The following is a 24353-nucleotide window of genomic DNA, read 5'->3' as shown; positions in this document are numbered from 1 at the left end:
TGCGGCAGCGGGTCTGAAAAATGCAAACTTCCAGGGGATGTAGAGCTTTTGAGCACCAAGCTGATTACCAAAGAAGGTCATGAGGCCCTGAAAAAGGAGCTTGATTACCTGTGGCGAGAAAAGCGCCCTGATACCACCCGCAAAGTGACGTGGGCGGCCTCCCTGGGGGACAGGAGCGAAAACGCTGACTACCAGTACAACAAGAAGCTGCTGCGGGAAATTGATCGTCGGGTGCGTTATTTACGCAAGCGCCTGGAAGACATGCGCGTGGTCGAGTACATGCCCGAGCAGGAAGGGAAGGTGTTTTTCGGCGCCTGGGTGGAGATTGAAAACGAACAGGGCGAGACCAAGCGGTTTCGCATCGTGGGGTACGACGAGATCTATGAGCGTATGGACTACATCTCCATCGACTCACCCATGGCCCGGGCACTGTTGCGCAAGGAAGTGGATGACGAGGCGCTCGTGCAGACCCCGAGTGGCGAAGTGTGCTGGTGGATCACCGCTATCGAATATGTGAAGTGACAACGGATGGCCCGTACGCATGAACGCGTGCGGGCCATTTGCGTTTTCAGCCCTCGCGCAGCACCGTCAACGGGCTGGCATTCAGTGCGCGGCGGGTGCCGAACACGCCGGCACCGCCGATCAGCACGGCGCCGATCACCGGCAGCAGCAATAGCCACGGATGCGGGTGCCAGGTCAGGTCGAACGCGTAGCGGTACAGCACCAGTGTCACCAGTTCGGTGCCCAGCGCTGCCAACAGCCCGCTGACTGCGCCCAACAACCCGAACTCGATACGCCGGGCCTTGACCAGCAACTTGCGCTCAGCCCCCAGCGCCCGCAGCAGGGCGCCCTGGCGAATCCGCTCATCGAGGGTTGCCTGGAGCCCGGAGAACAACACGGCCATCCCCGCTGCCAGGACAAACAACAGCACGTACTCCACCGCCAGGGTGACCTGGGCCAGGATGCTGCGCAGTTGTTCCAGCAGTGCCTCCACCTGCAGGATGGTCACCGCCGGGAAGGCCCGGGACAGGTCGACGATCTGTTGGTCATGGCCGGGTGCGAGGTAGAAGCTGGTCAGGTAGGTGGCCGGCAGGTCCTTCAGGGTGCCGGGCTGGAAGATCATGAAGAAGTTGGGCTGGAAGTTGTCCCAGTTGATTTCCCGCAGGCTGGTGACCCGCGCTTCGCGGTTTTCCCCGCCGACGGTAAACACCAGGTGATCGTTGAGCTTGAGTTTCAGGCTGTCGGCGACCTTGGCCTCCACCGAGACGCCTGGAATCTCGTCGGTCGGTTGCGCCGTCCACCAGGAGCCCGCCGTCAGCTTGTTGCCCGGTGGCAGGTCGGCGGCCCAGGTCAGGCTCAAGTCTCGCTGTACTGCACGATCGCCGCTGGAGTCCTTGCTGACAATCTCCTGCACTGGCGAGCCATTGATGCTGATCAGTCGTCCCGGTACCACCGGATACAGCGGAGCCGATTGCGCCTGTAATTCCAGCAGGCGTGCGCCGAAGGTGTCTTTGTCGGCGGGCAGGATGTTCAGGGCGAAATAGTTGGGGGCGTCCTTGGGCAACTGGTTCTGCCAGGTATCCAGCAATTCGCCGCGCAACAACGCGATCAAGCCCATGGATAACAGGATTAGCCCGAACGCCAGTGACTGCCCCGCGGCCGCCAGGGGATGACGCAGCAACTGGCCCAGCCCCAGGCGCCATGGCAAGGAGGCCCTGGCAAGCAGGCGTCGCAGGCTTTGCAGCAACAGGAGCAGCAGGCCGCCGAGAACCAGCGCGGCAATCACGCCGCCGCCCAGCAGGGCGAAGGTCAGCACCAGGTCGAGGCTCAAGCGCCACATGATCAGGCCCAGGGCGAAGAGTGCGGCGCCGTAGACCATCCAGGTGCTGGAAGGGATTGGCAGCAAGTCGCGGCGCAATACCCGCAGTGGCGGCACCCGCCCCAGGGCGGCCAGCGGCGGCAGGGCGAAACCGGCGAGGGCTACCAGCCCGGTGCCAATCCCGGCAACGGCCGGCAGCAGCCCGCCGGGTGGAACGTCCGCCGGCAGCAGGTCATGCAACAGCGCAAACAGGCCCAATTGCGCCAGCCAGCCGAGCAGGGCGCCGGTCAGGCTGGCCAGCAACCCCAGCACGGCCAATTGCAGGCTGAACAGCAACATGGTTTCGCGTCGCGACAACCCGAGGCAGCGCAGCAAGGCGCTGGCATCAAAGCGTCGGCTGGCGAAGCGATTGGCCGAGAGCGCCACGGCCACGCCGGAGAGCAGCACCGCCACCAGGCTGGCCATGTTCAAGTAACGTTCGGCCTTGCCCAGCGCGCCGCCGATCTGCTGGTTGCCGTCGCGCGCATCCTGCAGCCGCTGGTTGGCAGCCAGGCCGGGCTTGACCAGGTCGCGATAGGTTTGCAGCACGGTGCCGCCTTGTGGCGCGCGCCACAGGTCGCGATAACTCACGCGACTGCCGGGCTGCACCACGCCGGTGGCGTCAAGGTCGGCCAGGTTGATCATCACCCTGGGCGTCAGGCTATAGAAGTTGCCGGCGCGATCCGGCTCATAGGTCAGCACGCGGGAAAGGCGCAGGGTCTTCATGCCGACGTCGATGCTGTCGCCGATTTTCAGGTTCAGTGCCGTCAACAGCCGTGCTTCCACCCAGGCTTCACCGGGTTTGGGGCCACCTCCGGCAGTTTCTTCGGCGAAGGGTTCGGCGGCGCTCTTCAGCTCGCCGCGCAACGGATACGCCTCGTTGACCGCCTTGATGCTGGACAGCTGGATGCCAGCGTCAGTGGCAATCACGCTGGAAAATTCCACCACCCTGGCGTGCTGCAGGCCCAGCTCGGTGCCACTCTGGATTTGCTCGGTGCGGGCGGGTGAACTGCCTTCCAGCACCAGGTCGGCCGCCAGGAACTCGGTGGCGCGCAACATCATCGCGCCGTTCAGGCGGGCACCGAAGTAACCGATGGCGGTGCTGGCGGCCACGGCCACCAGCAGGGCGAAGAACAGCACACGCAGTTCGCCGGCGCGGGCATCGCGCAGCAACTGGCGAAGGGCAAGGCTGAACAGGCGCAACAAGGGCAAGCGTGCCATCAAGGCTCCAGGGGCGCGACCATCAGGCCGGCTTCAAGACGGATCAGGCGACGGCAACGGTGGGCCAGGCGCTCGTCATGGGTCACCAGCACCAGGGTCGTGCCGCTCTCTTTGTTGAGTTCGAACAGCAGGTCGCTGATGCGCTCGCCGGTATGGCTGTCGAGGTTGCCGGTGGGTTCATCGGCAAACAGCACGTCCGGTTCGGCAGCAAACGCCCGGGCAATCGCTACCCGTTGCTGCTCACCCCCCGAGAGTTGGCGCGGCGAGTGGGTGAGACGCTGGCCCAGGCCGACACGCTCCAGCAGGTGTTTGGCGCGCTCGCGGGCGTCCTTGCGGCCGTCCAGCTCCAGGGGCAGCATCACGTTTTCCAGCGCGTTGAGGCTGTCGAGCAACTGGAAGGACTGGAACACAAACCCCACGTGCTCGGCGCGGATGCGTGCACGCTGGTCTTCGTCGAGGGTACTCAGGGCCTGGCCGGCGAGGGTGACTTCGCCACTGCTGGGCAGGTCGAGGCCGGCCAGCAGGCCGAGGAGGGTGGATTTGCCGGAACCGGAGGCGCCGACGATAGCCAGGCTATCGCCCTTGTTCAGTTCCAGGCTCAGTTCGTGCAGGATAGTCAGTTCACCTTCCGCGCTGGGAACCACTTTGCTAAGGTTTCGCGCGGTGAGAATGCTTGCGCCCATGGAGAATCCAATGCGAATGTGGTTTTTGAGTGCTGGCCTGGCCTTGATGTGCATGGCCCAGAACGCAGCGGCGGGTACAGTCCTGATCGTTGGCGATAGTATCAGTGCCGGTTTCGGGCTGGATACCAGCAAAGGGTGGGTAGCGTTGTTGGGACAACGGCTCAAGAGCGAAGGTTTCGACGATAAAGTGGTCAACGCCTCCATCAGCGGCGACACCAGTGCCGGAGGCCGGGCGCGGCTGCCGGCGGCGCTTGCAGAGCATAAGCCGGACCTGGTGATCATTGAGCTGGGCGGCAATGACGGCCTGCGTGGGCAGCCACCCGAGCAATTGAAACAAAATCTTGCATCGATGATTGAACAGTCCAAGGCCAGCGGTGCCAAGGTGCTGCTGCTGGGCATGCAGTTGCCGCCTAATTACGGGCCGAAATACACCACCGCGTTTGCTAATGTCTACCCGGCCCTGGCCAAGGAAAAAAGCGTCCCGCTGGTGCCGTTTTTCCTTGAAGGCGTCGGTGGTCATCCGGACCTGATGCAGGCTGACCAATTGCACCCGGCGGTTGGCGCGCAGGGCAAGTTGCTGGAAAATGTCTGGCCAACGCTAAAACCACTGCTATGACGCTTTTCTAGCAGCGGTCTTTCGGCTAAGGTGGCGCCCCCCCGATTTGGAGCCCCCGATGTCGCGTCCTGCCTGGTCACTGTTTGCCTACCAACTGATCGAGCCTGACGAACAGCTGGATCTGTTCGCCTGCCAGGAAGTCCGGGTGCATCTGGTGACGCGTCAATTGGAGTTGGGCGGGTCCATCGACCGCACCCTCTGCGGCACGTTGTTGCCTGCCCAGCCGCGCTGGTCATCGGTGGATCGCTCGATCTTCCAGGACCAGCGTTTGTGCCCCCTGTGCCGGGCGATCCTCGAGTCGCAAAAACGCGGCACACCGCCGATCTGGCCAGAGCTGCGCTTCGAGCTTTGAATATGGGTGCCCGCCGGGCAGCCGTGTACAATCCATTTTCTACTACCCGTCGATCTGCGAAGGAATTCCCGGATGTTGTCGCGCCTTTCCGCCGTCACCTGTTGCCTGTCTCTCGCTGCGCTCTGCGCGGCCGGTCCTGCTGCAGCCTTGCAGTTGCCTTTGCCGCCACCGGGTGAAGATATCGTTGGCCAGGTCCAGGTGATCAAGGCCAAGTACGAAGATACCTTCGCGGACCTCGGCACCACCTACGACCTGGGTTATTCGGAGATGGTCGCGGCCAACCCGGGCGTGGATGCCTGGCTGCCGGGAGCGGGTACCGAGATCGTGTTGCCGACGCGCTTCATCCTGCCGCCCGGCCCGCGTGAAGGCATCGTGATCAACCTGGCGGAGTACCGGCTCTACTACTACCCCAAGGGCCAGAACGTGGTGTACACGTTCCCGTTGGGGATTGGCCGTGAAGGCTGGGGCTCGCCAGTGGCCCACACCACCATCACGGGCAAGATCCCGAACCCGACCTGGACCCCGCCAGCCTCGATCAAGGCAGAACACGCCGCCAATGGCGACCCGTTGCCCAACGTCGTGCCGGCCGGCCCGGACAACCCGCTGGGGCCGTTCAAGTTCACCCTCGGCACGCCGGGCTACCTGATCCACGGTTCCAACATGAAGTTCGGCATCGGTACCCGTACCAGCCACGGTTGCTTCCGCATGTTCAACAACAACGTGCTGGAAATGGCCGACATGGTGCCGGTGGGCACGTCGGTGCGGATTATCAACGACGCCTACAAGTTCGGCGCGGCCGGGGGCAAGGTCTACCTGGAAGCCCATACGCCGCTGAACGACGATGGCACCCCATCGGTCGTCGACAAGCACACCGCCGTCATCAACGCCTTGCTCAAGCGTGAAGACCTGTCCAGCAACCTGCGGGTCAACTGGGACCAGGTGCGTGACGTGGTTGCGGCTGAAGACGGTTTGCCGACGGAAATCGGTGTACCCGGCGGGGCGCCGATGGTATCGAGTACGCCGGTCGATCTGCAGCAGTAAGCCTGCACGATCCATAACCCGTTATCGCCTCGCGCGGTGACGGGTTTTTTATTGTCTGGAATCCAGCCAAATCACAGGCAAAAAAAAGCCGATCCAAGAATGGATCGGCTTGATAACAACCCCGGAGGATTATTACTTGCGGCTTGCTTTTTCAAGCATGCGCAGAGCGCGCTCGTTAGCTTCGTCAGCAGTCTGTTGTGCTTTTTGAGCAGCAGCCAGAGCTTCATCAGCTTTACGGTAGGCTTCGTCTGCACGAGCCTGGGAGCGTGCTGCTGCGTCTTCAGTTGCAGTCAGACGAGCTTCGGGTTCTTTGGTGGCGCTGCTGCAACCGGTAGCCAGAACTGCGGCCAGAGCCAGAGCAGAGAATTTCAGAACGTTGTTCATCGTGTTCCCCTTCAAGGACTTTCTATTAAATGGCTACTTTCTCAGAGTGAGCTAATAGCCGGCGTACATACTACCCATTACTTGTAGTAAGTAAACTGACGTAGCGCAAGAAGCAAAAAAAATTCTCGCGTCCAATCTATTTTGGCTAATCTTTCGAGAGTCTGTATAAAAAATATGCAGATTTTTGCACTCGGCCGAGGATTGGATCCAGCCTGAAAGGGCCGGCTGGCATGTGTTAAGCCATGTAAACATAAGTCATTTTATATATCGTCCCTGACACTATTGTTCAGATTGTCTTTTCGCCATTCGGTATCTTTTGTGCATGTTGAGGTGACTTTAAGAGCGCGTGTTCGTCTCAAGCTTCAACTGCCGGCAATGTTCAGGCCATCGACGTAAGGAATCTCGATTGGCCCTTTCTATGTCCGCCAGCGCAACGGAAGACGAGCGCGTCTTGAGCAATTGTGCGATTGGCGCCTACTATTTCCCTGTGCTGGTTGTGAGCGCTAGTGCAAGGCACTGGCCGCTTTTCTCGTTGTCGAAACCGGCACCGGGTGGCGTAGATGTTCCTTCGCCGGAAAAACATCGGTAAGGTAGGGGTCAGAAACCAAGACCCGCGAGGAGTAGTGATGAGCGAGGCGTTGTCCATCCACCATGACCAGGCTGGTCATCAGTTCGAGACCAATGTGGACGGTCATCGTGCCTATCTGACCTATATGGATCTCGGGAAGCAGACCCTGGATATCTATCGCACCTTCGTGCCCAACGCATTGCGCGGCCGTGGCATTGCTGCCGCGCTGACCGAGGAAGCGTTGAAGTTCGCCGAAGAGGCAGGTTATACGGTGATCCCGTCCTGCTCCTACGTTGAGCGCTACATGGAGCGCCACCAGCGCCATGCCGCGAAGCTTTGAGCATTGAGTAGGGCGGTACGCAGAGCATCCCAGGATGCATTCCCACGCAGGGCGGGGGAACGATCAAAAAAAACGCCGGGTTTAGCCCGGCGTTTTTGTGTCCGCAGTCTGTGCTCAGCCGCGCTGGCGCTTGGGCAACACGTCCTTGAGCTTGGCGTGCATGCTGCGCAAGGTGGTCTCGGTGGCAGACCAGTCGATGCACGCATCGGTGATCGACACGCCGTATTGCAGGTCGGCCAGGTCCTTTGGAATCGCCTGGCAGCCCCAGTTCAGGTGGCTTTCGACCATCAGGCCGATGATCGACTGGTTGCCTTCCAGAATCTGGTTGGCCACGTTCTCCATCACCAGCGGTTGCAGGGCCGGGTCCTTGTTGGAGTTGGCGTGGCTGCAATCGACCATGATGTTCGGCTTGATCTTCGCCTTGTTCAGCGCCTGTTCGCACAAGGCCACGCTGACCGAATCATAGTTGGGCTTGCCATTGCCGCCACGCAGTACCACGTGACCGTAGGCGTTGCCCTTGGTGGTGACGATGGACACGCCACCTTCCTGGTTGATGCCCAGGAAGCGGTGCGGGCTGGAGACCGACTGCAGGGCGTTGATCGCCACGGTCAGGCCGCCATCGGTACCGTTCTTGAAACCCACGGCCGAGGACAGGCCGGAAGCCATTTCGCGGTGAGTCTGGGATTCGGTGGTGCGTGCACCAATTGCCGACCAGCTGATCAGGTCTTGCAGGTACTGCGGGGAAATCGGGTCCAGGGCTTCGGTTGCCGTCGGCAGGCCCATTTCCGCCAGGTCCAGCAGCAATTGACGACCGATGTGCAGGCCGTCCTGGATCTTGAACGAGTCGTCCAGGTACGGGTCGTTGATCAAGCCTTTCCAGCCGACGGTGGTACGCGGCTTCTCGAAATAGACACGCATCACCAGGTACAAGGTGTCGGACACTTCCGCCGCCAGCACCTTCAGGCGCTCGGCGTATTCGTGGGCAGCCTTGAGGTCATGGATCGAGCACGGCCCGATGACCACGAACAGGCGGTGGTCGGTGCCGTCGAGAATCTCACGGATGACTTCGCGGCCCTTGGTGACGGTCTGCAGGGCAGCGTCGCTCAGGGGGATTTCGCGCTTGAGCTGATCGGGCGTGATCAGGGTCTCGTTGGATTCGACGTTAAGGTCGTTGATCGGTAAATCAGCCATCGTGTTACTCGTCAGGGTCACGGGTGCCGGCCGCCAGCGATCCCCGTGCGGCGGAGCACAGCATGATTTAAGTGCAGCGGGGAGCGGAACCTTAGCGCGTTACAAGGCTGCGAGACAATGGGCAACGTCCGCTTTAATCCAGCGCTGGCAGCACAAAAGCCTCATGGGAGAACTCGCCGGCATGGCGCGTGACCCATTCCCGGGCCAGCGCTTCGCTCTGCCCGGGTGTGGGCTCGACGCCTTCGTGGAGGCGGCAGTACCGTTCGATCTGGCACACTTGCTCACCCATCCGCGCACCGAACAAGGCCTGCTCATCGGTAAAGGCAATGTCGACGCGGTAGCCGTTTTCGGCCTTGCGGCACCATGCCACATAGCCCGGATAGCGGGCCGTCTGGCCCAGTGAGGGGATGTGCAACTCGATGGCCGCGCCCTGGCGCCAGGCCCGTGGGCAATTGCATGCGACGCCGCCCAGGCCGATAGTGTGCAGCCGTTGGCGGGAAATGCCGGAAATGGGGCGTTGGGTTATTTCGACAGCGACATCATCAGGGTGAGGAAAGAAACGACCCATGCACACGGACTCCGAGCACCGTCCAGTTGACGGCGGTGGCAGCAGTATAGTGAAAGAACTGCAACTTACCGACCTGGATATCGACCAGCAATTACTGGGGCTTCCCGGCACGTCCCTGGTGGTGTTTACCGGTGACGGCTGCTCGCGTTGCCGCTTCCTGCACCAGCAACTGCCGGGTTGGGACTTGCCGGTGGACCGGGTGTGCTGGGTGGATGCGGGTCACAATGGCGGGGCAGTGGAGCGCTACGAGATCTTTCACCTGCCGGCGTTGTTTGTGGTGTGTGACGGGAAATTCCATGGAATATTAGCGTCACTGACGCGTCTGACCGCCAGCGACCTGACTCAAGGTGTGCAGCAGGCGCTCAAACGAATACCAGAGGAGTTGCCATGACCGAAGTAACAAAACAGTCGCCACGGATCGGGATCATCGGCACCGGGGCCATTGGTGGCTACTACGGTGTGATGCTCGCGCGCGCCGGCTTCGATGTGCATTTCCTGCTGCGCAGCGAGTACGCGGCGGTCAGCGAGCGCGGCCTGCAACTCAACAGCACGATCCACGGAACCGTGCACCTTCACCCGGTACAGGCTTATGCCCGCGCCGCCGACATGCCGCCGTGCGACTGGCTGCTGGTGGGCACCAAATCGACCGGGAATGTCGAACTGGCCCCGACCATCGCTCAAGTTGCCGCCCCGGACGCCAGGATAATCCTGTTGCAAAATGGCCTCGACGTAGAGGACAGCCTGCGTGAACACCTGCCGCCGTCGCTGCACCTGCTGGGTGGCCTGTGCTACATCGGCGTGCACCGTTCCGGTCCCGGGATCGTCGAGCATCAGGCGCTGGGCCGGGTCAACCTGGGTTACCACAGTGGCCCCGCGGCCAACGATGACAACGGTCGGCAAGCCATCGTCGAAGAAGGCGCCGCGCTGTTTCACCAGGCCGGTATCGATTCCCAGGCCATGGCCAATGTGCACCAGGCGCGCTGGCATAAACTGGTGTGGAACGTGCCTTACAACGGTCTCTCGGTAGTGTTCGGCACGGGCACCACGGCGATGATGGCGGATGAGTCCAGCCGCGAACTGATCCAGGCGCTGATGGCCGAAGTGGTGCAGGGCGCCCACGCCTGCGGGCATGAGATTCCCGCCAGTTACGCCGGGCAGATGTTCACCATGACCGAGAGCATGGATGACTACTTGCCCAGCATGTATCACGATTACGTGCACAAGCGCCCGCTGGAACTGGCGGCGATCTACGCGCGCCCCTTGGCCGCGGCCAACGCGGCGGGTTGTGAATTGCCACGCATGCAGGCGCTGTATCAGGCCTTGAGTTTTATGGATCGGCATAACCGCTGATTGGGGGGAACACCATGGCGAAGGGATTGGGCGACAAACTGGTGCTGGCGATTTCCTCGCGAGCGCTGTTCGACCTGAGCGAGAGCCACAAGGTCTACCTGGCCCAAGGCGTCGAGGCGTACCGCAAGTACCAGATCGACCACGAGGAAGAAACCCTCGAGCCCGGTGACGCCTTCCCGCTGGTGAAGAAACTCCTGAGCCTCAACGCCAGCCTCGGCCGCGCCCGGGTCGAGGTGGTGCTGGTGTCGCGCAACAGTGCCGACACCGGCTTGCGTGTATTCAATTCGATCCAGCATTACGGGCTCGACATCTCCCGCGCGGCGTTTGTCGGCGGGCGCAGCCCTTATCCTTATCTGGCGGCGTTTGGCTGCCACCTGTTTCTGTCCACCCATGCCGAGGATGTGCGCAGCGCCCTGGATGCCGGGTTTGCCGCAGCGACGATTCTGTCGGGCGGCGCAGGTCGGGCCTCCAGTGCTGAATTGCGGATCGCCTTCGATGGCGACGCGGTGCTGTTTTCCGACGAGTCCGAGCGCGTTTATCAGTCGGGTGGCCTTGAAGCCTTCCAGGCCAGCGAGCGCGAATCCGCCCGCGAGCCGTTGCGCGGCGGCCCGTTCAAGGGCTTCCTGGCGGCACTCAACCTGTTGCAGCGCGAGTTCCCCGACGAGTCCTGCCCCATCCGCACTGCGCTGGTGACCGCCCGTTCGGCGCCTTCCCACGAGCGGGTGATTCGCACGCTGCGCGAGTGGGATATCCGTCTCGACGAGTCGCTGTTTCTTGGTGGCCTGGAGAAGTCGGCGTTCCTCGAAGCCTTCGCCGCCGATGTGTTTTTCGATGACCAGGAAGGGCATTGCGAGAAGGCCCGGGAGTTCGTGGCTACCGGTCACGTCCCCCATGGCATCAGTAACGAGTTGAAAATTCAGACCGAGGGCTGAGCACTGCCAAAGGCGCTGCTAAGCTGAATCAATCCCCGCCATCCTGGCTGCCCAGGAGGTTCTATGATTCGTTCGATGCTGTACGCCACTGACCTCGGTCTGTATGCCCCCTATGTGATGCAACATGCCCTGGCGCTGGCGCGAACGTTCAAGGCTGATCTGTATGTGATTCACGTGGTCGAGCCCATCGGGCTGTTCGCCGAATCGGTGTTGCAGAGCTACCTTGATGAGAAGGCCTTGAGTGAATGGCAAAGCCAGGGCCTGACGACGGTGATGGCGACCATCGAACAACGGGTGCTCGACAGTTTTCGCGAGGAGCTGGGGGACGGGGAGCAGGACCTCAAGTTGATCCGTTCGGTGCGGGTGATCCAGGGTGATCCTTGTGAAGTGATTCTCGACCAGTCGCAGAAACTCTCTGTGGATTTGTTGATCGTAGGTAGTCACAGCCAGGCGGTCGGGGTGGCAACACCCCTGGGGAGAACCGCCGCACGGGTGCTGCAGCTGTCCCAGGTGCCGGTGTACCTGGTACCGCTGTTGCAGCGTCGACGCAGTGACGACGTGTGATTGGTAGAAAACGATAAAAAGTTCTAGATTTATCCGTCTAACCTTTAATATAGTTATATACCGTCGCTGATACCCGTGGCGTCTATCCGCTTTGAGGGACACATATGAAGCTTCAACAACTGCGCTACATCTGGGAAGTGGCGCACCACGACCTCAACGTTTCCGCTACTGCTCAAAGCCTTTACACCTCGCAACCCGGTATCAGCAAGCAGATCCGCCTGCTCGAAGATGAGTTGGGCGTTGAAGTGTTCGCACGCAGCGGCAAGCACCTGACCCGTGTCACCCCGGCCGGTGAGCGCATCATCACCACCGCCGGCGAGATCCTGCGCAAGGTCGAAAGCATCAAGCAGATCGCCCAGGAATTCTCCAACGAGAAAAAGGGCACCCTGTCGATCGCCACCACCCACACCCAGGCGCGTTATGCGCTGCCGCCGGTGATCAGCAGCTTTATCAAGCAGTACCCGGACGTGGCCTTGCACATGCACCAGGGCTCGCCGATGCAGATCGCCGAGATGGCCGCCGACGGCACCGTCGATTTCGCGATTGCCACCGAAGCGCTGGAATTGTTCGGCGACCTGGTGATGATGCCGTGCTACCGCTGGAACCGTTGCGTCGTGGTCCCACAAGGCCACCCACTGGCCAAGCTGCCGAAGCTGACCCTGGAAGCCCTGGCTGAATACCCGATCGTGACTTACGTGTTCGGTTTCACCGGCCGTTCGAAACTCGATGAAGCCTTCAGCCATCGTGGCCTGACGCCGAAAGTGGTGTTCACCGCGGCTGATGCCGACGTCATCAAGACTTATGTGCGCCTGGGCCTGGGTGTCGGTATCGTCGCCAAGATGGCGGTCGACACCAAGCTCGACAACGACCTGGTGGTGCTCGATGCCAGCGAGCTGTTCGAGTCCAGCGTGACCAAGATCGGTTTCCGTCGTGGCACCTTCCTGCGTGGTTTCATGTGCGACTTCATCGAAAAGTTCGCGCCGCACCTGACGCGCGAAGTGATGGCCAAGGCCATCCAGTGCCACAACAAGCAGGAACTGGAAGAGCTGTTCGACGGCGTTGAACTACCGGTTCACTGATCGGCTTACTTCACCTCGGTAACAGCAAACTGTTGCCGAGCGCCCCCCACCAGAATCTCCACCTCATCCCCTTCGAACTTGCCCAACAGGCTTTTGCCCAGGGGCGAGCGTGGGGTGATGACGGTCACCGGTTGCCCCACCACATCGACCTTCAAGCCTGCGCCGTCCGGCGCCAGGAATAGCCACTGCTGGCGATCGTTTTCATCTGCCAACCCCAGTAATGCGCCCACTTCGATGCCGCGCTGGTCATCGTAGGCCCGCAGCTGCATGTTCTGGCACAGCGTCAGCGCCTGCCGGATCTCCTCGACGCGTCGGGCCTGGCCGGCTGCCAGGTAAGAAGCCTCCAGGCCCAGGGTGTCGTACTTGTTCTCGGCGATGTTTTCTTCGTGGGTCGCGGTTTCGTACGCGGTTTGCGCAGCGCGCTGGGCGATATCGAGATCGACCGCGAGTTTGTCCAAAACCAACTGGTGAACGGCGTGTTTATTCATGGGCGGCTTTCGTGATCAATCGCAAAATTGCAGGACGTTGGCCCGGCTCTTGTCGTTGGGGGCGTTCTGGTCCTGTTGCAGCCAGAACTGGCATTTGGGGTTGGACAGGTTACGCGGGTTGTTGCGGGCCTGGTCCAGGGTTTGCTGTTGCTCCTGCTTGCGCAGGTTCTCCTGGTACTGCTCGAACATCCGGTTCGGCGGCTCCGGTGCAACCACCTCTGGCTTGCCCAGTTGCTGCACCACTCGGGCCACCGGCGCCACGGTTTGCTCGGGCAGGTAGCGGGAAGCCAGCCACACGCTCAGCACAATGGCGATAAACCCCAACCACAGGCCGAAGGCCACGGCGATACTGAGTTTGAACAGCGAGAACGAACGATCAGACATGGTGGCCTCCTGGCAGGCACGTGCGGCATGGCGCCGATTGTCCCACAGCCGCGCGCAGAATAATCGCGATCAACCCTTCTGTATCGAGGCATTTATACGGACAATCGAGCCTTTGAGCGTTGGAGCCCGGAATGAAAGCCCGCTGGGATATTTTTTGCAGCGTCGTCGATAACTACGGCGACATCGGCGTGACCTGGCGCCTGGCCCGGCAATTGGTGGCGGAACAAGGGTGTGCGGTGCGCTTGTGGGTCGATGACCTGCGGGCGTTCGAACGCATGTGCCCCGAGATTGATGTGCAGGTGCACCAGCAATGGCAAGAGGGCGTCGACGTGCGCTACTGGCCCTCCGACTGGCCGGCGACCGACGCGGCAGACGTGGTGATCGCTGCGTTCGCCTGTCAATTGCCGCCTGACTACATGGAGGCGATGGCTGCACGCGACCGCACGCCGCTGTGGATGAACCTGGATTACCTGAGCGCCGAAGACTGGGTGGTCGGCTGCCACGGTCTGCCCTCGGTGAAATTCAAGGGCGTGCAAAAGTACTTCTTCTTTCCCGGATTCCGTCCCGGCACCGGCGGTTTATTGCGTGAGGCGGGGCTGCTGGAACAGCGCGATGCCTTCCAGCAAGACGCCGCCGCCCGGCAGCAGTTTCTGCAGGCGCTTGGGGTTTTCCCGGTGGACGGTGCGCGGATGATGTCGTTGTTCGCCTATGAAAACGCCGGGCTGGCCAGTTGGCTCGACGTGCTGGCGGCCGATGGGCGCGCCACTCATCTGCTGGTGCCGGAAGGGCGGATCCTCGGAGATGTGCAGGGCTGGTTGGGGGTCGAGTCATTGGAAGTAGGTGATGTGCACCGGCGCGACGGGTTGACCGTGCAAGTGCTGCCGTTTGTGCGCCAGGAGCAATACGACCGGCTGTTGTGGTGCTGCGACTTCAACGCCGTGCGCGGCGAAGACTCGTTCGTGCGGGCGCAATGGGCCGGGCGGCCACTGTTGTGGCATATCTATCGCCAGGACGAAGACATTCACCTGGACAAGCTCGATGCGTTCCTTGAGTTGTATACCGAAGGTCTGTCTCCGGCTGCGAAAGTCGCGTTGGTCGGCCTTTGGCAGGCCTGGAACGCTGATGGCGATATGGCACTTTGCTGGAAAATGCTGCTGGAACACTGGCCGGAAGTGACCGCGAACGCCGAGAAATGGGCTCTGGAACAAGGCTCGCGGACCGATCTTGCGACGGCGCTGGTACAGTTTTATGTAAATTGGATATGATACGCGACCTTGATTTTTGTAAATCCCATCCAAATTTCGGATATTCGCAATGAAAACTGGTAAAGAACTGAAACCCGGTACAGTGATCCGTCTCGAAAACGACCCTTGGCTGGTTCAGAAAGCTGAGTTCACCAAGTCTGGTCGTAACAGCGCAATCATGAAGACCAAGCTGAAGAACCTGCTGACCGGTTACAAGACCGAGATCGTCTACAGCGCCGATGACAAACTGGACGACGTGATCCTCGACCGCAAAGAAGCGACCCTGTCCTTCATCAGCGGCGACACCTACACGTTCATGGACACCACCGACTACACCATGTACGAGCTGAACGCTGAAGACATCGAAGCCGTTCTGCCGTTCGTGGAAGAAGGCATGGAAGACGTCTGCGAAGCTATCTTCTTCGAAGACCGTCTGGTTTCCGTAGAGCTGCCGACCACTATCGTGCGTAAGGTTGCCTACACCGAAGGTTCCGCTCGCGGCGACACTTCGGGCAAGGTGATGAAGCCTGCCAAGCTGGCTAACGGTACCGAACTGCAAGTAGCCGATTTCATCGAAATCGACGACCTGATCGAGATCGACACCCGTGAAGGTGGTTCGTACAAAGGTCGCGCCAAGAAGTAATTCTTGCGCCACCGGTACGATAAAAAAAGCCCGACCATGCGTCGGGCTTTTTTGTGGGTGCCGGTTTTTACTTCAGGTGTTGCTTCAGCTCCTCGGACGCCTGCAGCAGCGCCGAACGAACCTCCGGTACCTGGCTGACGACATTCAGCAAACCGTAGTCATGGATCATGCCGTTGTAGCGCACGGCGGTCACCGGTACACCGGCTTCATCCAGCTTGCGGGCATAGGCTTCGCCTTCGTCACGCAGCACGTCCGAGCCTGCGGTCTGAATCAACGCAGGTGGCAAACCCTTGAGCTGCGCGGTGCTTGCCCGCAGGGGCGACGCATAGATCTCGGCGCGCTGGTTGGTGTCGGTGGTGTAGTTGTCCCAGAACCACTTCATCATGTTGCGGGTCAGGAAGTGGCCTTCGGCAAACTGGTTGTAGGACCCGGTGTCGAAGTTGGCGTCGGTCACCGGCCACAACAGCAGTTGGAACTTGATTGACGGAGTGCCCCTGTCCTTGGCCATCAGGCTGACCACCGCCGCCATGTTGCCGCCGACGCTGTTGCCGGCGACGGCCAGGCGTTTGCCATCGACGTTGATCTCGCTGCCGTGTTCGGCCACCCACTTGGTTGCCCCGTACGCCTGGTTGATCGCCACAGGGTAGTGCGCTTCAGGTGATGGCGTGTAGTTGACGAACACCGCCGCCGCTCCCGACTCCACCACCAGGTCACGCACCAGGCGCTCGTGGGTCGGGAAATCCCCGAGTACCCAGCCACCGCCGTGGAAGAACATGAACACCGGCAATGTGCCCTTGACCCCGGCCGGACGCACGATGGTCAGGCTCAGCGGCTGGCCATCGACCTGAATGGTCTTCTGGTTCACGTCGGCCTTGGGCAGCGTCAGTTTCACGCCTGACTGTGCACCTGTCAGCACCGCACGGGCTTCCCTGGGCGTCAGTTGCTCCATCGGTTTGCCGGTGCCGGCGTTCAGTACATCGAGAAACGCCTGGGTGTTGTGTTCCACGTCACCGCTGGCCGCAAAGGCATTGGTGATCGAGAAGGCGAGCAGGGTGCCGGTGAGTACTTTGCCAAATGTGTTCATGTTCTTCTCCAAAAAACCGCGTGGGTCAGACGGTTACGTGCAGGCGTACATCGACGTTGCCACGGGTGGCGTTGGAGTAAGGGCAGACCTGGTGCGCAGCGTCGACCAGGCTTTGCGCGTCGTCCTGGGCCAGGCCGGGCAAGCTGACGTGCAGGTCGATGTCCAGGCCGAAACCGCCGGGGATTTGACCGATGCCGACGTGGGCAGTGATCGAAGCGTCATCCGGGATTTTGCGTTTGGTCTGGCTGGCGACGAATTTCAGGGCACCGATGAAGCAGGCGGAGTAACCGGCGGCGAACAGTTGTTCCGGGTTGGTGGCCTGGCCACCCGCGCCGCCCAGTTCTTTTGGCGTGGAGAGTTTTACATCGAGGATGTTGTCGCTGGAAACAGCACGACCATCACGGCCGCCGGTGGCGGTGGCTACTGCGGTGTAGAGAGCTTGCATGGTGATTTCCTCGTCAGTGTTTGCGCTAAATGTTTGCGCGCTAAGTAAGTGGCGAGGTGAATGTATCGCGCTAATAGTTAGTGCGCAAGATATATTTGGAAAATATTTTGCGTGCTTTGATAGCCAGGCATTGCACAAACAAATGTGGGAGCGGGCTTGCTCGCGAATGCGGTGTGACAGTCACTAGATGCATTGACTGATCCACCGCATTCGCGAGCAAGCCCGCTCCCACATTTTTTGATGCGTGGTGCCTTTAGAGGGAGACTTGCAGGTTTTTTCGCAGTGCCAGTAAATCGCCCTGCAGCTTGCGCAACTGCTCGATGTCCAGCCCGCTGGCGCCCAGGATGCACTGTGGAATATCCATGGCTTTGTCCCGCAGGGCGCGCCCGGCCTCGGTCAATTCAACCACCACCACGCGCTCGTCTTCGCGGCTGCGGGTGCGGCTGAGCAGGCCTTCGGCTTCCAGGCGCTTGAGCAGCGGCGTCAGGGAGCCGGGATCCGTCAGCAGGCGATTGCTGATTTCGCCTACGGTCAAGCCATCCTCTTCCCAAAGCACCATCATGGCCAGGTACTGCGGATAGGTCAGGCCGAGGGCTTGCAGCAGCGGTTTGTAGACCTTGGTCATCAACAACGAGGTGGAATGCAGGGCAAAACACAGCTGGTTGTCGAGCAACAAGGATTCGCAGGTATCGAGGGGCTTGGTCATGGCAGTGCCTTAAAACGTGTCTGGTTTCGAATCTAGCGGGCAAATCTTTAACGCGCCAGACAATTCTGTCCGCTCGGTCAGCCGAAGGCGCTTTGCAGCGCAAGATCCCACGGCGGCACGGGGCTGAAGCGCGCCTTGAGGTACTCCAGCAATAACCGGCTGCGGGCGTTGGCGTGTTGCTCCAGGCGTAGCGCATAGATGCCTGCGGTTTCAGGCGTCGGCAGGCCGTTCTCGCAGAACAGCGGGACCAGTTCACCGCGCACCAGGTATTCACTGGCGAGCCAGGTGGGCAGATGCGCAACACCCAGCCCGGCCAGCGCGCCTGAAAGCAGGGCTTCGGCGTTATTGGCGCTCATGCGAATGCGCTGCGGGCGGTAGGTGGATTTGCGCCCATCGAGCTCAAAACGCCAGGCGAACATCGGTGCCAGGCCTTCCCAGTCCAGGCCGTCATGCTCGCTTAACTGGCTGGGATGGGTCGGCGTGCCACGGTTTTTCAGGTAGGCCGGGCTTGCGCAAGCGATACGCACGATGCTGGCCAGTGGCGTGGCAATCAGCCGGGTGTCGACGATATGCCCGGCCCGCAGCACCAGGTCGACCTTGCCCAGATGCTCGCCCTGCATGTCGACAAAGCTGTCGATCAAGTGCAGGTGCACGTCCAGTCCCGGATAGACGTTGAGAAAGTCAGCGATGGCAGGCGCCAAATGCCGCCTGCCGAAAGCCGCCGGTGCGTCCACGCGGATCAAGCCTTCAGGCGCATGACTCAGCGACACCGCTTCGGCCCGCGCCAGTTGCAGCTCGCTGACAATCCGCCGGGCGCGCTCGGCAAACGCCAGGCCGGCGGGCGTCGGCACCACCGCATGGGTGCTGCGTTGAAACAGCCGGCTACCCACCGAGCTTTCCAGGCTGTCGATGCGCCGCGCCACGGCCGAGGGCGTGAGCGGGTGACGGCGCGCGGCTGCGGAAAAGCTGCCGGCTTCCAGTACGTCGAGAAACAGGCTCAGTTGATCGGTCAATGTATTGGGGTTCATCAGCGTCTGCTTGTGCGAGATTGGCACAGCCATTGTGCGTTGCTGTGCGTTTCCGCACCAGAGCGGACTGCGTAGCATGCAAGGCCTGGGAACAGCAGGAGCGAGCGGGTGGCAGATTTAGCGTTGTATTTAATGCTGGGCGTAGCGTTGGGCACGGTCGGTGGCTTGTTCGGCATCGGCGGCGGGCTGATTGCCATTCCCGTGCTGGGAGTATTTTTCGGCCTCGACCAGCAGATCGCCCAAGGCACGGCCCTGGTGATGGTGGTGCCGAATGTGATGCTGGCGTTGTGGCGTTATCACCAGCGCAACCGGATTGAATTGCGTCATGCACTGCCGTTGGGCGTGATGGGTTTTTCCTTCGCCTGGCTGGGCTCGATCTGGGCGGTGGGGATCGATGCTGACGTGATGCGGGTGGGTTTTATCGCGTTTCTGCTGGTATTGGCGTCCTACAACCTGCTGCGAATGTTTACCCACAATGCACCGCCGTCAGCGCAGATGCGTTATTCCTGGCCGTGGCTTGGGGTGTTGGGCGCGGCGTCAGGCTCCATGGGTGGCTTGTTCGGGGTGGGCGGTGCAGTGGTTGCCACGCCGGTGCTGACCAGCATCTTCGGCACCAGCCAGGTGGTGGCCCAAGGGCTGTCGCTGGCCCTGGCTCTGCCGAGCACCAGCGTGACCCTGGTGACCTACGCCTGGCACCACGAAGTGGACTGGATGATCGGCGTGCCTTTGGCCGTCGGCGGTTTGCTCAGTATCAGTTGGGGCGTGAAAGTCGCCCACGCCATGCCGGAGCGCATGTTACGCGGGCTGTTCTGCGGGTTCCTGGCGGTGTGTGCGGTGATGCTGACGTTTAAAGTTTGAAGCCTTCGAGGATGTATTCGGCGAGGCATTCGGTAATCGGCGAGGTGGTGCGCGGGTTGCGCAACAGCCGCAGGTTGACCGACGGCAGCGGCGGAAAACCGTCCGCTGTGCCCAATATGCGCAGGTCTTCGGTCACCAGGCTTTCCATATTGATCGTGACGGCCAGGCCGGCACCCACCACTGCGAGGATCGCGGCCCCGTTGGAGCTGTGATACGCCAGTCGGTACTCCTGCCCCTGGGCGTCCAGCGCGGCGCGTGCCCACTGCGTGCAAAAACTGTCGAGGCCGGAAATGGCCAGGGGCAGGGCGCTGTGCTCATCCATACAGAAGCAGGGCGCCGCCACCCACACCATGCGTTCATGGCGCAGCAGTTCGCCGATTTCATTTCCCGGTTCGCGGCTGATAACGGTCAGGTCGAGGTCCCGGCGCTGCATCAGCACCGGCGACGACTCGCAGTGCATTTCAATCTGGATCAGCGGGTAAGCTTTGGAGAAGCGCTTGAGAATCCCCGGCAAGTAGCGCATCACGTAATCGTCCGGGGTGCCGATGCGCACCAACCCGACCATGTGCGGCTCGCGCAGGGTGTTGAACACCTCGCTGTGCAGCTTCAGGATCCTGCGGGCATAGCCCAATAGCACCTGGCCTTCCGGAGTCAGCCGCACCTGGCGACCATCGCGCTCGAACAACTTGCGCTGCAACACATCTTCTTCCAGGCGCTTCATCTGCATGCTTACCGCCGACTGTGTGCGGTTGACCTGCTCGCCGGCGCGGGTAAAGCCCCCTTGATCAGCGATGGCGACGAAGGTGCGCAGCACCTCGGTGTCGATACTCGGGTAGCTGGGCAATTGATCAATCTCCGAGATGTATTGCATAATAAACATTCGTTGGATTGATCATAGCGCCAGGCACAGACTTCAGTCATCCCCACTGGAGGGCGAGATGATGAAAGGTCAAAGAGGCTTTGTACTGATGGCGAAGCGGCCGTTTTCCGGGCTGCTTCAACTGGGTTCCCGGTGGATGGCCGTGCACCGTGAGCGCCAGCTGTTGATGAGCATGAGCGATGAGGCGCTCAAGGACATCGGGCTCAACCGTGGCGATGTCGAGCAGGAAAGCCGCCGGCATTTTTGGGAAGACCCGCTGCGAAAATGACTCGGGATGCAGTAGGGTGGTTCGCGAGCACACAAGGAGATGCCCATGCCCGCAGAACTGTCCTTTTCCCTCAAGCAGGCGCGACGCCTGGCGCTGGCCGCCCAGGGTTTTTCCGGGCGCCAGCCGCCGGCGTTGATCAAGGCGGCGCAGGTCAATCGCCTGGTTGAGCGTTTGGGCGTGTTGCAGATTGATTCGGTAAATGCGGTGGTGCGTTCGCACTACCTGCCGCTGTTTTCCCGTCTGGGGCATTACTCTCCGTTGATTCTAGAACAGGCCGCCTGGAGTTCGGGGCGGCGCCGCTCGCTGTTCGAATATTGGGGCCATGAGGCGTCGTTGTTGCCAATGGCGCTGTACCCATTGATGCGCTGGCGCATGGAACGGGCGGCCCGGGGGCAGGGGATCTATCAGCAAATGGCGCGTTTTGGTCGCGAGCAGCAGGCCACCATCGCCCGGGTGCTGGGCATCGTCGAACAACAAGGCGCCCTGGGTGCGGGCAGTTTGTCGACCCGCGAGGAGCGCGCCGGCCCGTGGTGGGACTGGAGCGATGAAAAGCATGCGCTGGAATGGTTGTTCGCCGCCGGCCAGGTGACCGTCGCCGGGCGGCGAGGTTTTGAGCGTTTGTACGACCTGCCGGAGCGTGTGATCCCGGCCGACATTCTCCAGCAAGCCCCCTTGGACGAGGCTGAGGCGCAACGCGGTTTGCTGCTGCACAGCGCCACGGCGCTGGGGGTGGGCACTGAAAAAGACCTGCGCGACTACTTCCGTCTGGACCCGGCCGACAGCCGTGGGCGCCTGGCGGAGCTGGTCGAGGATGGGCAATTGATCACCTGCGAGGTCCAGGGCTGGAAACAGCCGGCTTATTGCCTGCCCGAGCCGAAAGTCCCGCGCAAGGTGCCTGCCAGCGCACTGTTATCGCCTTTTGATTCGCTGATCTGGGAGCGCAGCCGTACCGAGCGGTTGTTCGATTTCCGCTATCGCCTGGAGATCTACACGCCCCAGGACAAGCGGGTATATGGCTACTACGTGCTGCCGTTCCTGCACAACGAGCGGATTGCCGCGCGCGTGGATCTGCGGGCGGAGCGGGCGGCCGGACGCCTGGCGGTGCATGCCGTTCACGAGGAAGAGCCGGGGCTGGGCGAGGAGGGCATGCGCGCGCTGGCCCTGAATCTGCGGCAGATGGCCGACTGGCTCGGGCTTGAGCAGATACAGCTCAATTGCCAGCGGGCCAGTGCGGCACGGTTGCGGGTAGAGCTTTTAACGCTTGACCTGTTTTAGCGTCTCGGCGATCAGGAATGCCAATTCCAGCGACTGATCGGCATTCATCCGTGGGTCGCAGTGGGTGTGGTAGCGGTCCGACAACCCGTCTTCGGTAATCGGCCGTGCGCCACCGATGCACTCGGTGACATTCTGCCCGGTCATCTCGATATGAATCCCGCCGGCGTAAGTGCCTTCGGCTTCATGCACCTGGAAGAACTCCTTCACCTCACTGAGAATCTGCGCGAAGTCCCGTGTCTTGTAGCCGCTGCTGGCCTTGATGGTGTTGCCGTGCATCGGGTCGGAACTCCACAGCACCTGCTTGCCCTCGCGCTGTACCGCGCGGATCAGGTTGGGCAGATGGTCGCCGACCTTGCTGGCACCCATGCGCGCAATCAGGTTCAGGCGGCCCGGGTCGTTGTCCGGGTTGAGGATGTCGATCAGGCGGATCAGGTCGTCGGGGTTCATGCTCGGGCCGACCTTGACCCCGATCGGGTTGTTCACCCCGCGCAGGAATTCGACGTGGGCACCGTCAAGTTGGCGGGTGCGATCACCGATCCAGAGCATGTGTGCCGAGCAGTCGTAATAGTCGTTGGTCAGGCTGTCGCGGCGCACGAAGGCTTGTTCGTAGTTGAGCAGCAGCGCTTCGTGGGCGGTGAAGAAACTGGTCTCGCGCAGTTGCGGCGAGCTGTCCATGCCACAGGCACGCATGAAGGCCAGGGTTTCGTCGATGCGGTCGGCCAGTTGGCTGTACTTCTCGGCCAGGGCGGAGTTGGCGATGAAGTCCAGGTTCCACTTGTGCACCTGGTGCAGGTCGGCAAAACCGCCCTGGGCAAACGCCCGCAGCAGGTTCAGGGTGGCGGTGGACTGGTGGTAGGACTGCAGCAGGCGGTCCGGATCGGGCACGCGGCTTTTTTCGTCGAAGCCGATACCGTTGACGATATCGCCGCGGTAGGCGGGCAGGGTGATGCCGTCGATGGTTTCATCGTTGGAAGAGCGCGGCTTGGCGAACTGGCCCGCCATACGCCCGACCTTGACCACCGGGCAGCCGGCAGCGAAGGTCATCACAATCGCCATCTGCAGCAGCACCTTGAAGGTGTCGCGGATTTTTGCCGCCGAGAACTCGGCAAAACTCTCGGCGCAATCGCCGCCTTGCAACAGGAAGGCGCGACCCTGGGTCACCTCGGCAAACTGACGGCGCAACTCACGGGCTTCACCGGCAAACACCAGCGGCGGATAGCTCGCCAGGTTTTGCTCGACCTGCGACAAATGCGCGGCGTCAGGGTACTGGGGTTGTTGCTGGATCGGCAGGGCGCGCCAGCTGTCGGGGCTCCAGGGTTGGCTCATCATGAACTCGAGTGATTTGCGGTCGGGCCGTCATGTTATCAGCAATTAGTACGTGACCTGCTGCCGCCGGTTCGCCCACAATCCCGGCTTTCCCGTTGGCACGCCGTTAGGAGTTGCAATGTCTGAGGAGCGCGTCGAGCGCCTGCTGGCCGAGGTCCATGATGACTTCGGCATGATCCGCGTGCTGGAAGTGGCCGATTACCGCTTTCTCGAGTTTGGCGATGCCATCGAGCAGAGTTGTGTGTTTACTGCTGACCCGAGCTGGTTGGAGTATGACTACACCCGCGCGATGCTGATTGGGGCGTTGTGCCATGAGCAGCCGGAGAGTGCGTTGTTCCTGGGGTTGGGGGCTGGGACGTTGACCCAGGCTTGCCTGAAGTTTCTGCCTTTGGATGATGTGGAAGCCATCGAACTGCGGCCTGATGTGCCGCGTCTGGCCATTGAGTACTTGGGGCTGGATGATGATCCTCGGCTGTATATCCGCGTTGGGGATGCGTTGGAATTGCTGCCTTCGGCTGAGTCGGCGGACCTGATTTTTGTCGACCTGTATACGGATGTTGGCCCTGGGGTTGGGCACCTGGCCTGGACGTTTCTGGAGAATTGCCAGAAGAAGCTGAATCCGGGGGGGTGGTTGGTGATTAATCAGTGGGCTACGGATGATGGTAAGCCGTTGGGAGCGGCGTTGTTGCGTGGGTTGTATCACCGGCATTATTGGGAGTTGCCGGTGAAGGAGGGGAATGTGATTTTGCTGGTGCCGGCGGATCTGGATCAGGTGCTCGATGTGGCGGCGTTGTCTGCGCGGGCTGAGGCGTTGGCGCCGCGGTTGGGGTATTCGTTGCAGTCGCTGATCAAGGCGATTCGGCCGGCTACGTAGGGTTTTGATTGTGTACATATCCGTTGCTGCGGTAACGGCCGCTTATGGTTCCGCTCTTACAGCGGGTCACTTTTGGCAAACGCCCCAAAAGTAACCAAAAGGT

Annotated in this window: 29 protein-coding genes; 16 read left to right on the top strand and 13 right to left on the bottom strand. The window is 61.2% G+C overall.

The genetic code is table 11. The features are described 5' to 3' along the window. The first annotated feature begins 48 nt into the window (after positions 1-48). Positions 49-522: a transcription elongation factor GreB gene (gene greB, locus ACIOMR_RS20400; protein ID WP_008437752.1), complete on the top strand. Its 474-nt coding sequence runs from the start codon at positions 49-51 to the stop codon at positions 520-522. A gap of 46 nt (positions 523-568) precedes the next feature. Here the strand turns inward: greB and ACIOMR_RS20395 are convergent, their stop codons facing one another. Then, positions 569-3079: an ABC transporter permease gene (locus ACIOMR_RS20395; protein ID WP_003218728.1), complete on the bottom strand. Its 2511-nt coding sequence runs from the start codon at positions 3077-3079 to the stop codon at positions 569-571. After that, positions 3079-3762: an ABC transporter ATP-binding protein gene (locus tag ACIOMR_RS20390; protein WP_003218726.1), complete on the bottom strand. Its 684-nt coding sequence runs from the start codon at positions 3760-3762 to the stop codon at positions 3079-3081. Before ACIOMR_RS20390 ends, ACIOMR_RS20395 begins: the two co-directional genes overlap by 1 nt. A 10-nt stretch (positions 3763-3772) precedes the next feature. Here ACIOMR_RS20390 and ACIOMR_RS20385 point away from each other — a divergent pair, with 10 nt between their 5' ends. The 3 genes from ACIOMR_RS20385 to ACIOMR_RS20375 all read left to right on the top strand — a co-directional run bounded on the left by ACIOMR_RS20385 (position 3773) and on the right by ACIOMR_RS20375 (position 5771). Then, positions 3773-4378: an arylesterase gene (locus ACIOMR_RS20385; RefSeq protein WP_003218725.1), complete on the top strand. Its 606-nt coding sequence runs from the start codon at positions 3773-3775 to the stop codon at positions 4376-4378. 58 nt (positions 4379-4436) lie between these two features. Beyond that, the gene (locus ACIOMR_RS20380) at positions 4437-4730 is read left to right on the top strand and encodes a hypothetical protein (protein ID WP_003218723.1); all 294 of its coding nucleotides are present in this window, start codon (positions 4437-4439) and stop codon (positions 4728-4730) included. A 72-nt stretch (positions 4731-4802) separates the two neighbouring features. Next, positions 4803-5771, top strand: coding sequence for a L,D-transpeptidase family protein (locus ACIOMR_RS20375; RefSeq protein WP_008437756.1), 969 nt, complete (start codon positions 4803-4805; stop codon positions 5769-5771). A gap of 132 nt (positions 5772-5903) precedes the next feature. Here the strand turns inward: ACIOMR_RS20375 and ACIOMR_RS20370 are convergent, their stop codons facing one another. Then, complete coding sequence (locus ACIOMR_RS20370; RefSeq protein WP_401196058.1) at positions 5904-6155, bottom strand: Lpp/OprI family alanine-zipper lipoprotein; 252 nt, start codon at positions 6153-6155, stop codon at positions 5904-5906. A 626-nt stretch (positions 6156-6781) separates the two neighbouring features. On the opposite strand from ACIOMR_RS20370, the gene ACIOMR_RS20365 reads away from it, so the two are divergent. Continuing rightward, positions 6782-7063, top strand: a complete 282-nt coding sequence (locus ACIOMR_RS20365) for a GNAT family N-acetyltransferase (RefSeq protein WP_003189869.1) — start codon at positions 6782-6784, stop codon at positions 7061-7063. Positions 7064-7177: 114 nt separating this feature from the next. Here ACIOMR_RS20365 and ACIOMR_RS20360 read toward each other — a convergent pair whose 3' ends face one another. After that, positions 7178-8254 carry a 3-deoxy-7-phosphoheptulonate synthase gene (locus tag ACIOMR_RS20360; RefSeq protein ID WP_003218719.1) on the bottom strand — a complete coding sequence of 359 codons (1077 nt, stop codon included), beginning with the start codon at positions 8252-8254 and terminating at the stop codon, positions 7178-7180. A 133-nt stretch (positions 8255-8387) separates the two neighbouring features. Further along, a complete protein-coding gene (locus ACIOMR_RS20355; RefSeq protein ID WP_003218717.1) occupies positions 8388-8822 on the bottom strand; it encodes a PilZ domain-containing protein in 435 nt (144 codons plus the stop codon). Here ACIOMR_RS20355 and ACIOMR_RS20350 point away from each other — a divergent pair. The 5 genes from ACIOMR_RS20350 to cysB all read left to right on the top strand — a co-directional run bounded on the left by ACIOMR_RS20350 (position 8821) and on the right by cysB (position 12747). Beyond that, positions 8821-9213: a hypothetical protein gene (locus tag ACIOMR_RS20350; protein ID WP_003218715.1), complete on the top strand. Its 393-nt coding sequence runs from the start codon at positions 8821-8823 to the stop codon at positions 9211-9213. The two genes, ACIOMR_RS20355 and ACIOMR_RS20350, sit on opposite strands and share 2 nt — an antisense overlap. Continuing rightward, positions 9210-10172: a putative 2-dehydropantoate 2-reductase gene (locus ACIOMR_RS20345; RefSeq protein WP_102368441.1), complete on the top strand. Its 963-nt coding sequence runs from the start codon at positions 9210-9212 to the stop codon at positions 10170-10172. The genes ACIOMR_RS20350 and ACIOMR_RS20345 overlap by 4 nt, the downstream gene beginning before the upstream one ends. Before the next feature lie 14 nt (positions 10173-10186). Beyond that, complete coding sequence (locus ACIOMR_RS20340; protein ID WP_003218711.1) at positions 10187-11104, top strand: 5'-nucleotidase; 918 nt, start codon at positions 10187-10189, stop codon at positions 11102-11104. 63 nt (positions 11105-11167) lie between these two features. After that, on the top strand, positions 11168-11668 hold the full coding sequence (locus ACIOMR_RS20335) for a universal stress protein (RefSeq protein ID WP_003218709.1): 501 nt from the start codon (positions 11168-11170) through the stop codon (positions 11666-11668). 104 nt (positions 11669-11772) lie between these two features. Further along, positions 11773-12747 carry an HTH-type transcriptional regulator CysB gene (gene cysB / locus ACIOMR_RS20330; RefSeq protein ID WP_003218707.1) on the top strand — a complete coding sequence of 325 codons (975 nt, stop codon included), beginning with the start codon at positions 11773-11775 and terminating at the stop codon, positions 12745-12747. A gap of 5 nt (positions 12748-12752) precedes the next feature. On the opposite strand, the gene ACIOMR_RS20325 is transcribed toward cysB, so the two are convergent. Together ACIOMR_RS20325 and ACIOMR_RS20320 are read right to left on the bottom strand one after the other, a co-directional pair. Beyond that, positions 12753-13235, bottom strand: coding sequence for a GreA/GreB family elongation factor (locus ACIOMR_RS20325; protein WP_003218705.1), 483 nt, complete (start codon positions 13233-13235; stop codon positions 12753-12755). 15 nt (positions 13236-13250) lie between these two features. Beyond that, positions 13251-13619, bottom strand: coding sequence for a hypothetical protein (locus tag ACIOMR_RS20320; RefSeq protein ID WP_003218702.1), 369 nt, complete (start codon positions 13617-13619; stop codon positions 13251-13253). A 131-nt stretch (positions 13620-13750) separates the two neighbouring features. Here ACIOMR_RS20320 and earP point away from each other — a divergent pair, with 131 nt between their 5' ends. Together earP and ACIOMR_RS20310 are read left to right on the top strand one after the other, a co-directional pair. Then, positions 13751-14884, top strand: a complete 1134-nt coding sequence (gene earP, locus ACIOMR_RS20315; protein ID WP_003218700.1) for an elongation factor P maturation arginine rhamnosyltransferase EarP — start codon at positions 13751-13753, stop codon at positions 14882-14884. 49 nt (positions 14885-14933) lie between these two features. Beyond that, positions 14934-15506, top strand: coding sequence for an elongation factor P (locus ACIOMR_RS20310; RefSeq protein ID WP_003218698.1), 573 nt, complete (start codon positions 14934-14936; stop codon positions 15504-15506). Between the two features lie 67 nt (positions 15507-15573). On the opposite strand, the gene ACIOMR_RS20305 is transcribed toward ACIOMR_RS20310, so the two are convergent. From ACIOMR_RS20305 to ACIOMR_RS20290, 4 genes are all read right to left on the bottom strand, one after another. Next, the gene (locus tag ACIOMR_RS20305) at positions 15574-16590 is read right to left on the bottom strand and encodes an alpha/beta hydrolase (protein WP_401196049.1); all 1017 of its coding nucleotides are present in this window, start codon (positions 16588-16590) and stop codon (positions 15574-15576) included. A gap of 25 nt (positions 16591-16615) precedes the next feature. Next, positions 16616-17035: an organic hydroperoxide resistance protein gene (locus ACIOMR_RS20300; RefSeq protein WP_003218695.1), complete on the bottom strand. Its 420-nt coding sequence runs from the start codon at positions 17033-17035 to the stop codon at positions 16616-16618. 253 nt (positions 17036-17288) lie between these two features. After that, on the bottom strand, positions 17289-17741 hold the full coding sequence (locus ACIOMR_RS20295; protein ID WP_003218693.1) for a MarR family winged helix-turn-helix transcriptional regulator: 453 nt from the start codon (positions 17739-17741) through the stop codon (positions 17289-17291). A gap of 77 nt (positions 17742-17818) precedes the next feature. Next, entirely contained in the window at positions 17819-18769 is a 951-nt protein-coding gene (locus tag ACIOMR_RS20290; protein ID WP_401196100.1) for a LysR family transcriptional regulator, read from the bottom strand. Between the two features lie 108 nt (positions 18770-18877). Here ACIOMR_RS20290 and ACIOMR_RS20285 point away from each other — a divergent pair, with 108 nt between their 5' ends. Next, complete coding sequence (locus tag ACIOMR_RS20285; RefSeq protein WP_177008070.1) at positions 18878-19627, top strand: sulfite exporter TauE/SafE family protein; 750 nt, start codon at positions 18878-18880, stop codon at positions 19625-19627. Here ACIOMR_RS20285 and ACIOMR_RS20280 read toward each other — a convergent pair. Then, complete coding sequence (locus tag ACIOMR_RS20280; RefSeq protein ID WP_401196044.1) at positions 19617-20498, bottom strand: LysR family transcriptional regulator; 882 nt, start codon at positions 20496-20498, stop codon at positions 19617-19619. The genes ACIOMR_RS20285 and ACIOMR_RS20280 overlap by 11 nt on opposite strands. Positions 20499-20568: 70 nt before the next feature. On the opposite strand from ACIOMR_RS20280, the gene ACIOMR_RS20275 reads away from it, so the two are divergent. After that, entirely contained in the window at positions 20569-20775 is a 207-nt protein-coding gene (locus ACIOMR_RS20275; RefSeq protein ID WP_003218685.1) for a DUF1127 domain-containing protein, read from the top strand. Between the two features lie 45 nt (positions 20776-20820). Continuing rightward, entirely contained in the window at positions 20821-22050 is a 1230-nt protein-coding gene (locus tag ACIOMR_RS20270; protein WP_401196040.1) for a winged helix-turn-helix domain-containing protein, read from the top strand. Here ACIOMR_RS20270 and ACIOMR_RS20265 read toward each other — a convergent pair. Continuing rightward, positions 22030-23376 carry a class II 3-deoxy-7-phosphoheptulonate synthase gene (locus ACIOMR_RS20265; RefSeq protein ID WP_087693647.1) on the bottom strand — a complete coding sequence of 449 codons (1347 nt, stop codon included), beginning with the start codon at positions 23374-23376 and terminating at the stop codon, positions 22030-22032. The genes ACIOMR_RS20270 and ACIOMR_RS20265 overlap by 21 nt on opposite strands. A 118-nt stretch (positions 23377-23494) precedes the next feature. Between ACIOMR_RS20265 and ACIOMR_RS20260 the strand changes: the two genes are divergently transcribed. Then, on the top strand, positions 23495-24250 hold the full coding sequence (locus ACIOMR_RS20260) for a spermidine synthase (protein ID WP_087693646.1): 756 nt from the start codon (positions 23495-23497) through the stop codon (positions 24248-24250). Positions 24251-24353 lie beyond the last annotated feature (103 nt).

Source organism: Pseudomonas sp. NPDC087814 (assembly GCF_044742865.1).
Classification (GTDB): Bacteria; Pseudomonadota; Gammaproteobacteria; order Pseudomonadales; family Pseudomonadaceae; genus Aquipseudomonas.
This window is presented reverse-complemented; position numbering and strand designations above follow the sequence as displayed.

Excerpts from the sequence above, each read along its gene's own strand:
- ACIOMR_RS20395 (WP_003218728.1), bottom strand. The coding sequence starts at position 3,079 with ATGGCACGCTTGCCCTTGTTGCGCCTGTTCAGCCTTGCCCTTCGCCAG.
- ACIOMR_RS20390 (WP_003218726.1), bottom strand. The coding sequence starts at position 3,762 with ATGGGCGCAAGCATTCTCACCGCGCGAAACCTTAGCAAAGTGGTTCCC.
- ACIOMR_RS20385 (WP_003218725.1), top strand. The coding sequence starts at position 3,773 with ATGCGAATGTGGTTTTTGAGTGCTGGCCTGGCCTTGATGTGCATGGCC.
- ACIOMR_RS20380 (WP_003218723.1), top strand. The coding sequence starts at position 4,437 with ATGTCGCGTCCTGCCTGGTCACTGTTTGCCTACCAACTGATCGAGCCT.
- ACIOMR_RS20375 (WP_008437756.1), top strand. The coding sequence starts at position 4,803 with ATGTTGTCGCGCCTTTCCGCCGTCACCTGTTGCCTGTCTCTCGCTGCG.
- ACIOMR_RS20370 (WP_401196058.1), bottom strand. The coding sequence starts at position 6,155 with ATGAACAACGTTCTGAAATTCTCTGCTCTGGCTCTGGCCGCAGTTCTG.
- ACIOMR_RS20365 (WP_003189869.1), top strand. The coding sequence starts at position 6,782 with ATGAGCGAGGCGTTGTCCATCCACCATGACCAGGCTGGTCATCAGTTC.
- ACIOMR_RS20360 (WP_003218719.1), bottom strand. The coding sequence starts at position 8,254 with ATGGCTGATTTACCGATCAACGACCTTAACGTCGAATCCAACGAGACC.
- ACIOMR_RS20350 (WP_003218715.1), top strand. The coding sequence starts at position 8,821 with ATGCACACGGACTCCGAGCACCGTCCAGTTGACGGCGGTGGCAGCAGT.
- ACIOMR_RS20355 (WP_003218717.1), bottom strand. The coding sequence starts at position 8,822 with ATGGGTCGTTTCTTTCCTCACCCTGATGATGTCGCTGTCGAAATAACC.
- ACIOMR_RS20345 (WP_102368441.1), top strand. The coding sequence starts at position 9,210 with ATGACCGAAGTAACAAAACAGTCGCCACGGATCGGGATCATCGGCACC.
- ACIOMR_RS20340 (WP_003218711.1), top strand. The coding sequence starts at position 10,187 with ATGGCGAAGGGATTGGGCGACAAACTGGTGCTGGCGATTTCCTCGCGA.
- ACIOMR_RS20335 (WP_003218709.1), top strand. The coding sequence starts at position 11,168 with ATGATTCGTTCGATGCTGTACGCCACTGACCTCGGTCTGTATGCCCCC.
- cysB (WP_003218707.1), top strand. The coding sequence starts at position 11,773 with ATGAAGCTTCAACAACTGCGCTACATCTGGGAAGTGGCGCACCACGAC.
- ACIOMR_RS20325 (WP_003218705.1), bottom strand. The coding sequence starts at position 13,235 with ATGAATAAACACGCCGTTCACCAGTTGGTTTTGGACAAACTCGCGGTC.
- ACIOMR_RS20320 (WP_003218702.1), bottom strand. The coding sequence starts at position 13,619 with ATGTCTGATCGTTCGTTCTCGCTGTTCAAACTCAGTATCGCCGTGGCC.
- earP (WP_003218700.1), top strand. The coding sequence starts at position 13,751 with ATGAAAGCCCGCTGGGATATTTTTTGCAGCGTCGTCGATAACTACGGC.
- ACIOMR_RS20310 (WP_003218698.1), top strand. The coding sequence starts at position 14,934 with ATGAAAACTGGTAAAGAACTGAAACCCGGTACAGTGATCCGTCTCGAA.
- ACIOMR_RS20305 (WP_401196049.1), bottom strand. The coding sequence starts at position 16,590 with ATGAACACATTTGGCAAAGTACTCACCGGCACCCTGCTCGCCTTCTCG.
- ACIOMR_RS20300 (WP_003218695.1), bottom strand. The coding sequence starts at position 17,035 with ATGCAAGCTCTCTACACCGCAGTAGCCACCGCCACCGGCGGCCGTGAT.
- ACIOMR_RS20295 (WP_003218693.1), bottom strand. The coding sequence starts at position 17,741 with ATGACCAAGCCCCTCGATACCTGCGAATCCTTGTTGCTCGACAACCAG.
- ACIOMR_RS20290 (WP_401196100.1), bottom strand. The coding sequence starts at position 18,769 with ATGAACCCCAATACATTGACCGATCAACTGAGCCTGTTTCTCGACGTA.
- ACIOMR_RS20280 (WP_401196044.1), bottom strand. The coding sequence starts at position 20,498 with ATGCAATACATCTCGGAGATTGATCAATTGCCCAGCTACCCGAGTATC.
- ACIOMR_RS20275 (WP_003218685.1), top strand. The coding sequence starts at position 20,569 with ATGAAAGGTCAAAGAGGCTTTGTACTGATGGCGAAGCGGCCGTTTTCC.
- ACIOMR_RS20270 (WP_401196040.1), top strand. The coding sequence starts at position 20,821 with ATGCCCGCAGAACTGTCCTTTTCCCTCAAGCAGGCGCGACGCCTGGCG.
- ACIOMR_RS20265 (WP_087693647.1), bottom strand. The coding sequence starts at position 23,376 with ATGAGCCAACCCTGGAGCCCCGACAGCTGGCGCGCCCTGCCGATCCAG.
- ACIOMR_RS20260 (WP_087693646.1), top strand. The coding sequence starts at position 23,495 with ATGTCTGAGGAGCGCGTCGAGCGCCTGCTGGCCGAGGTCCATGATGAC.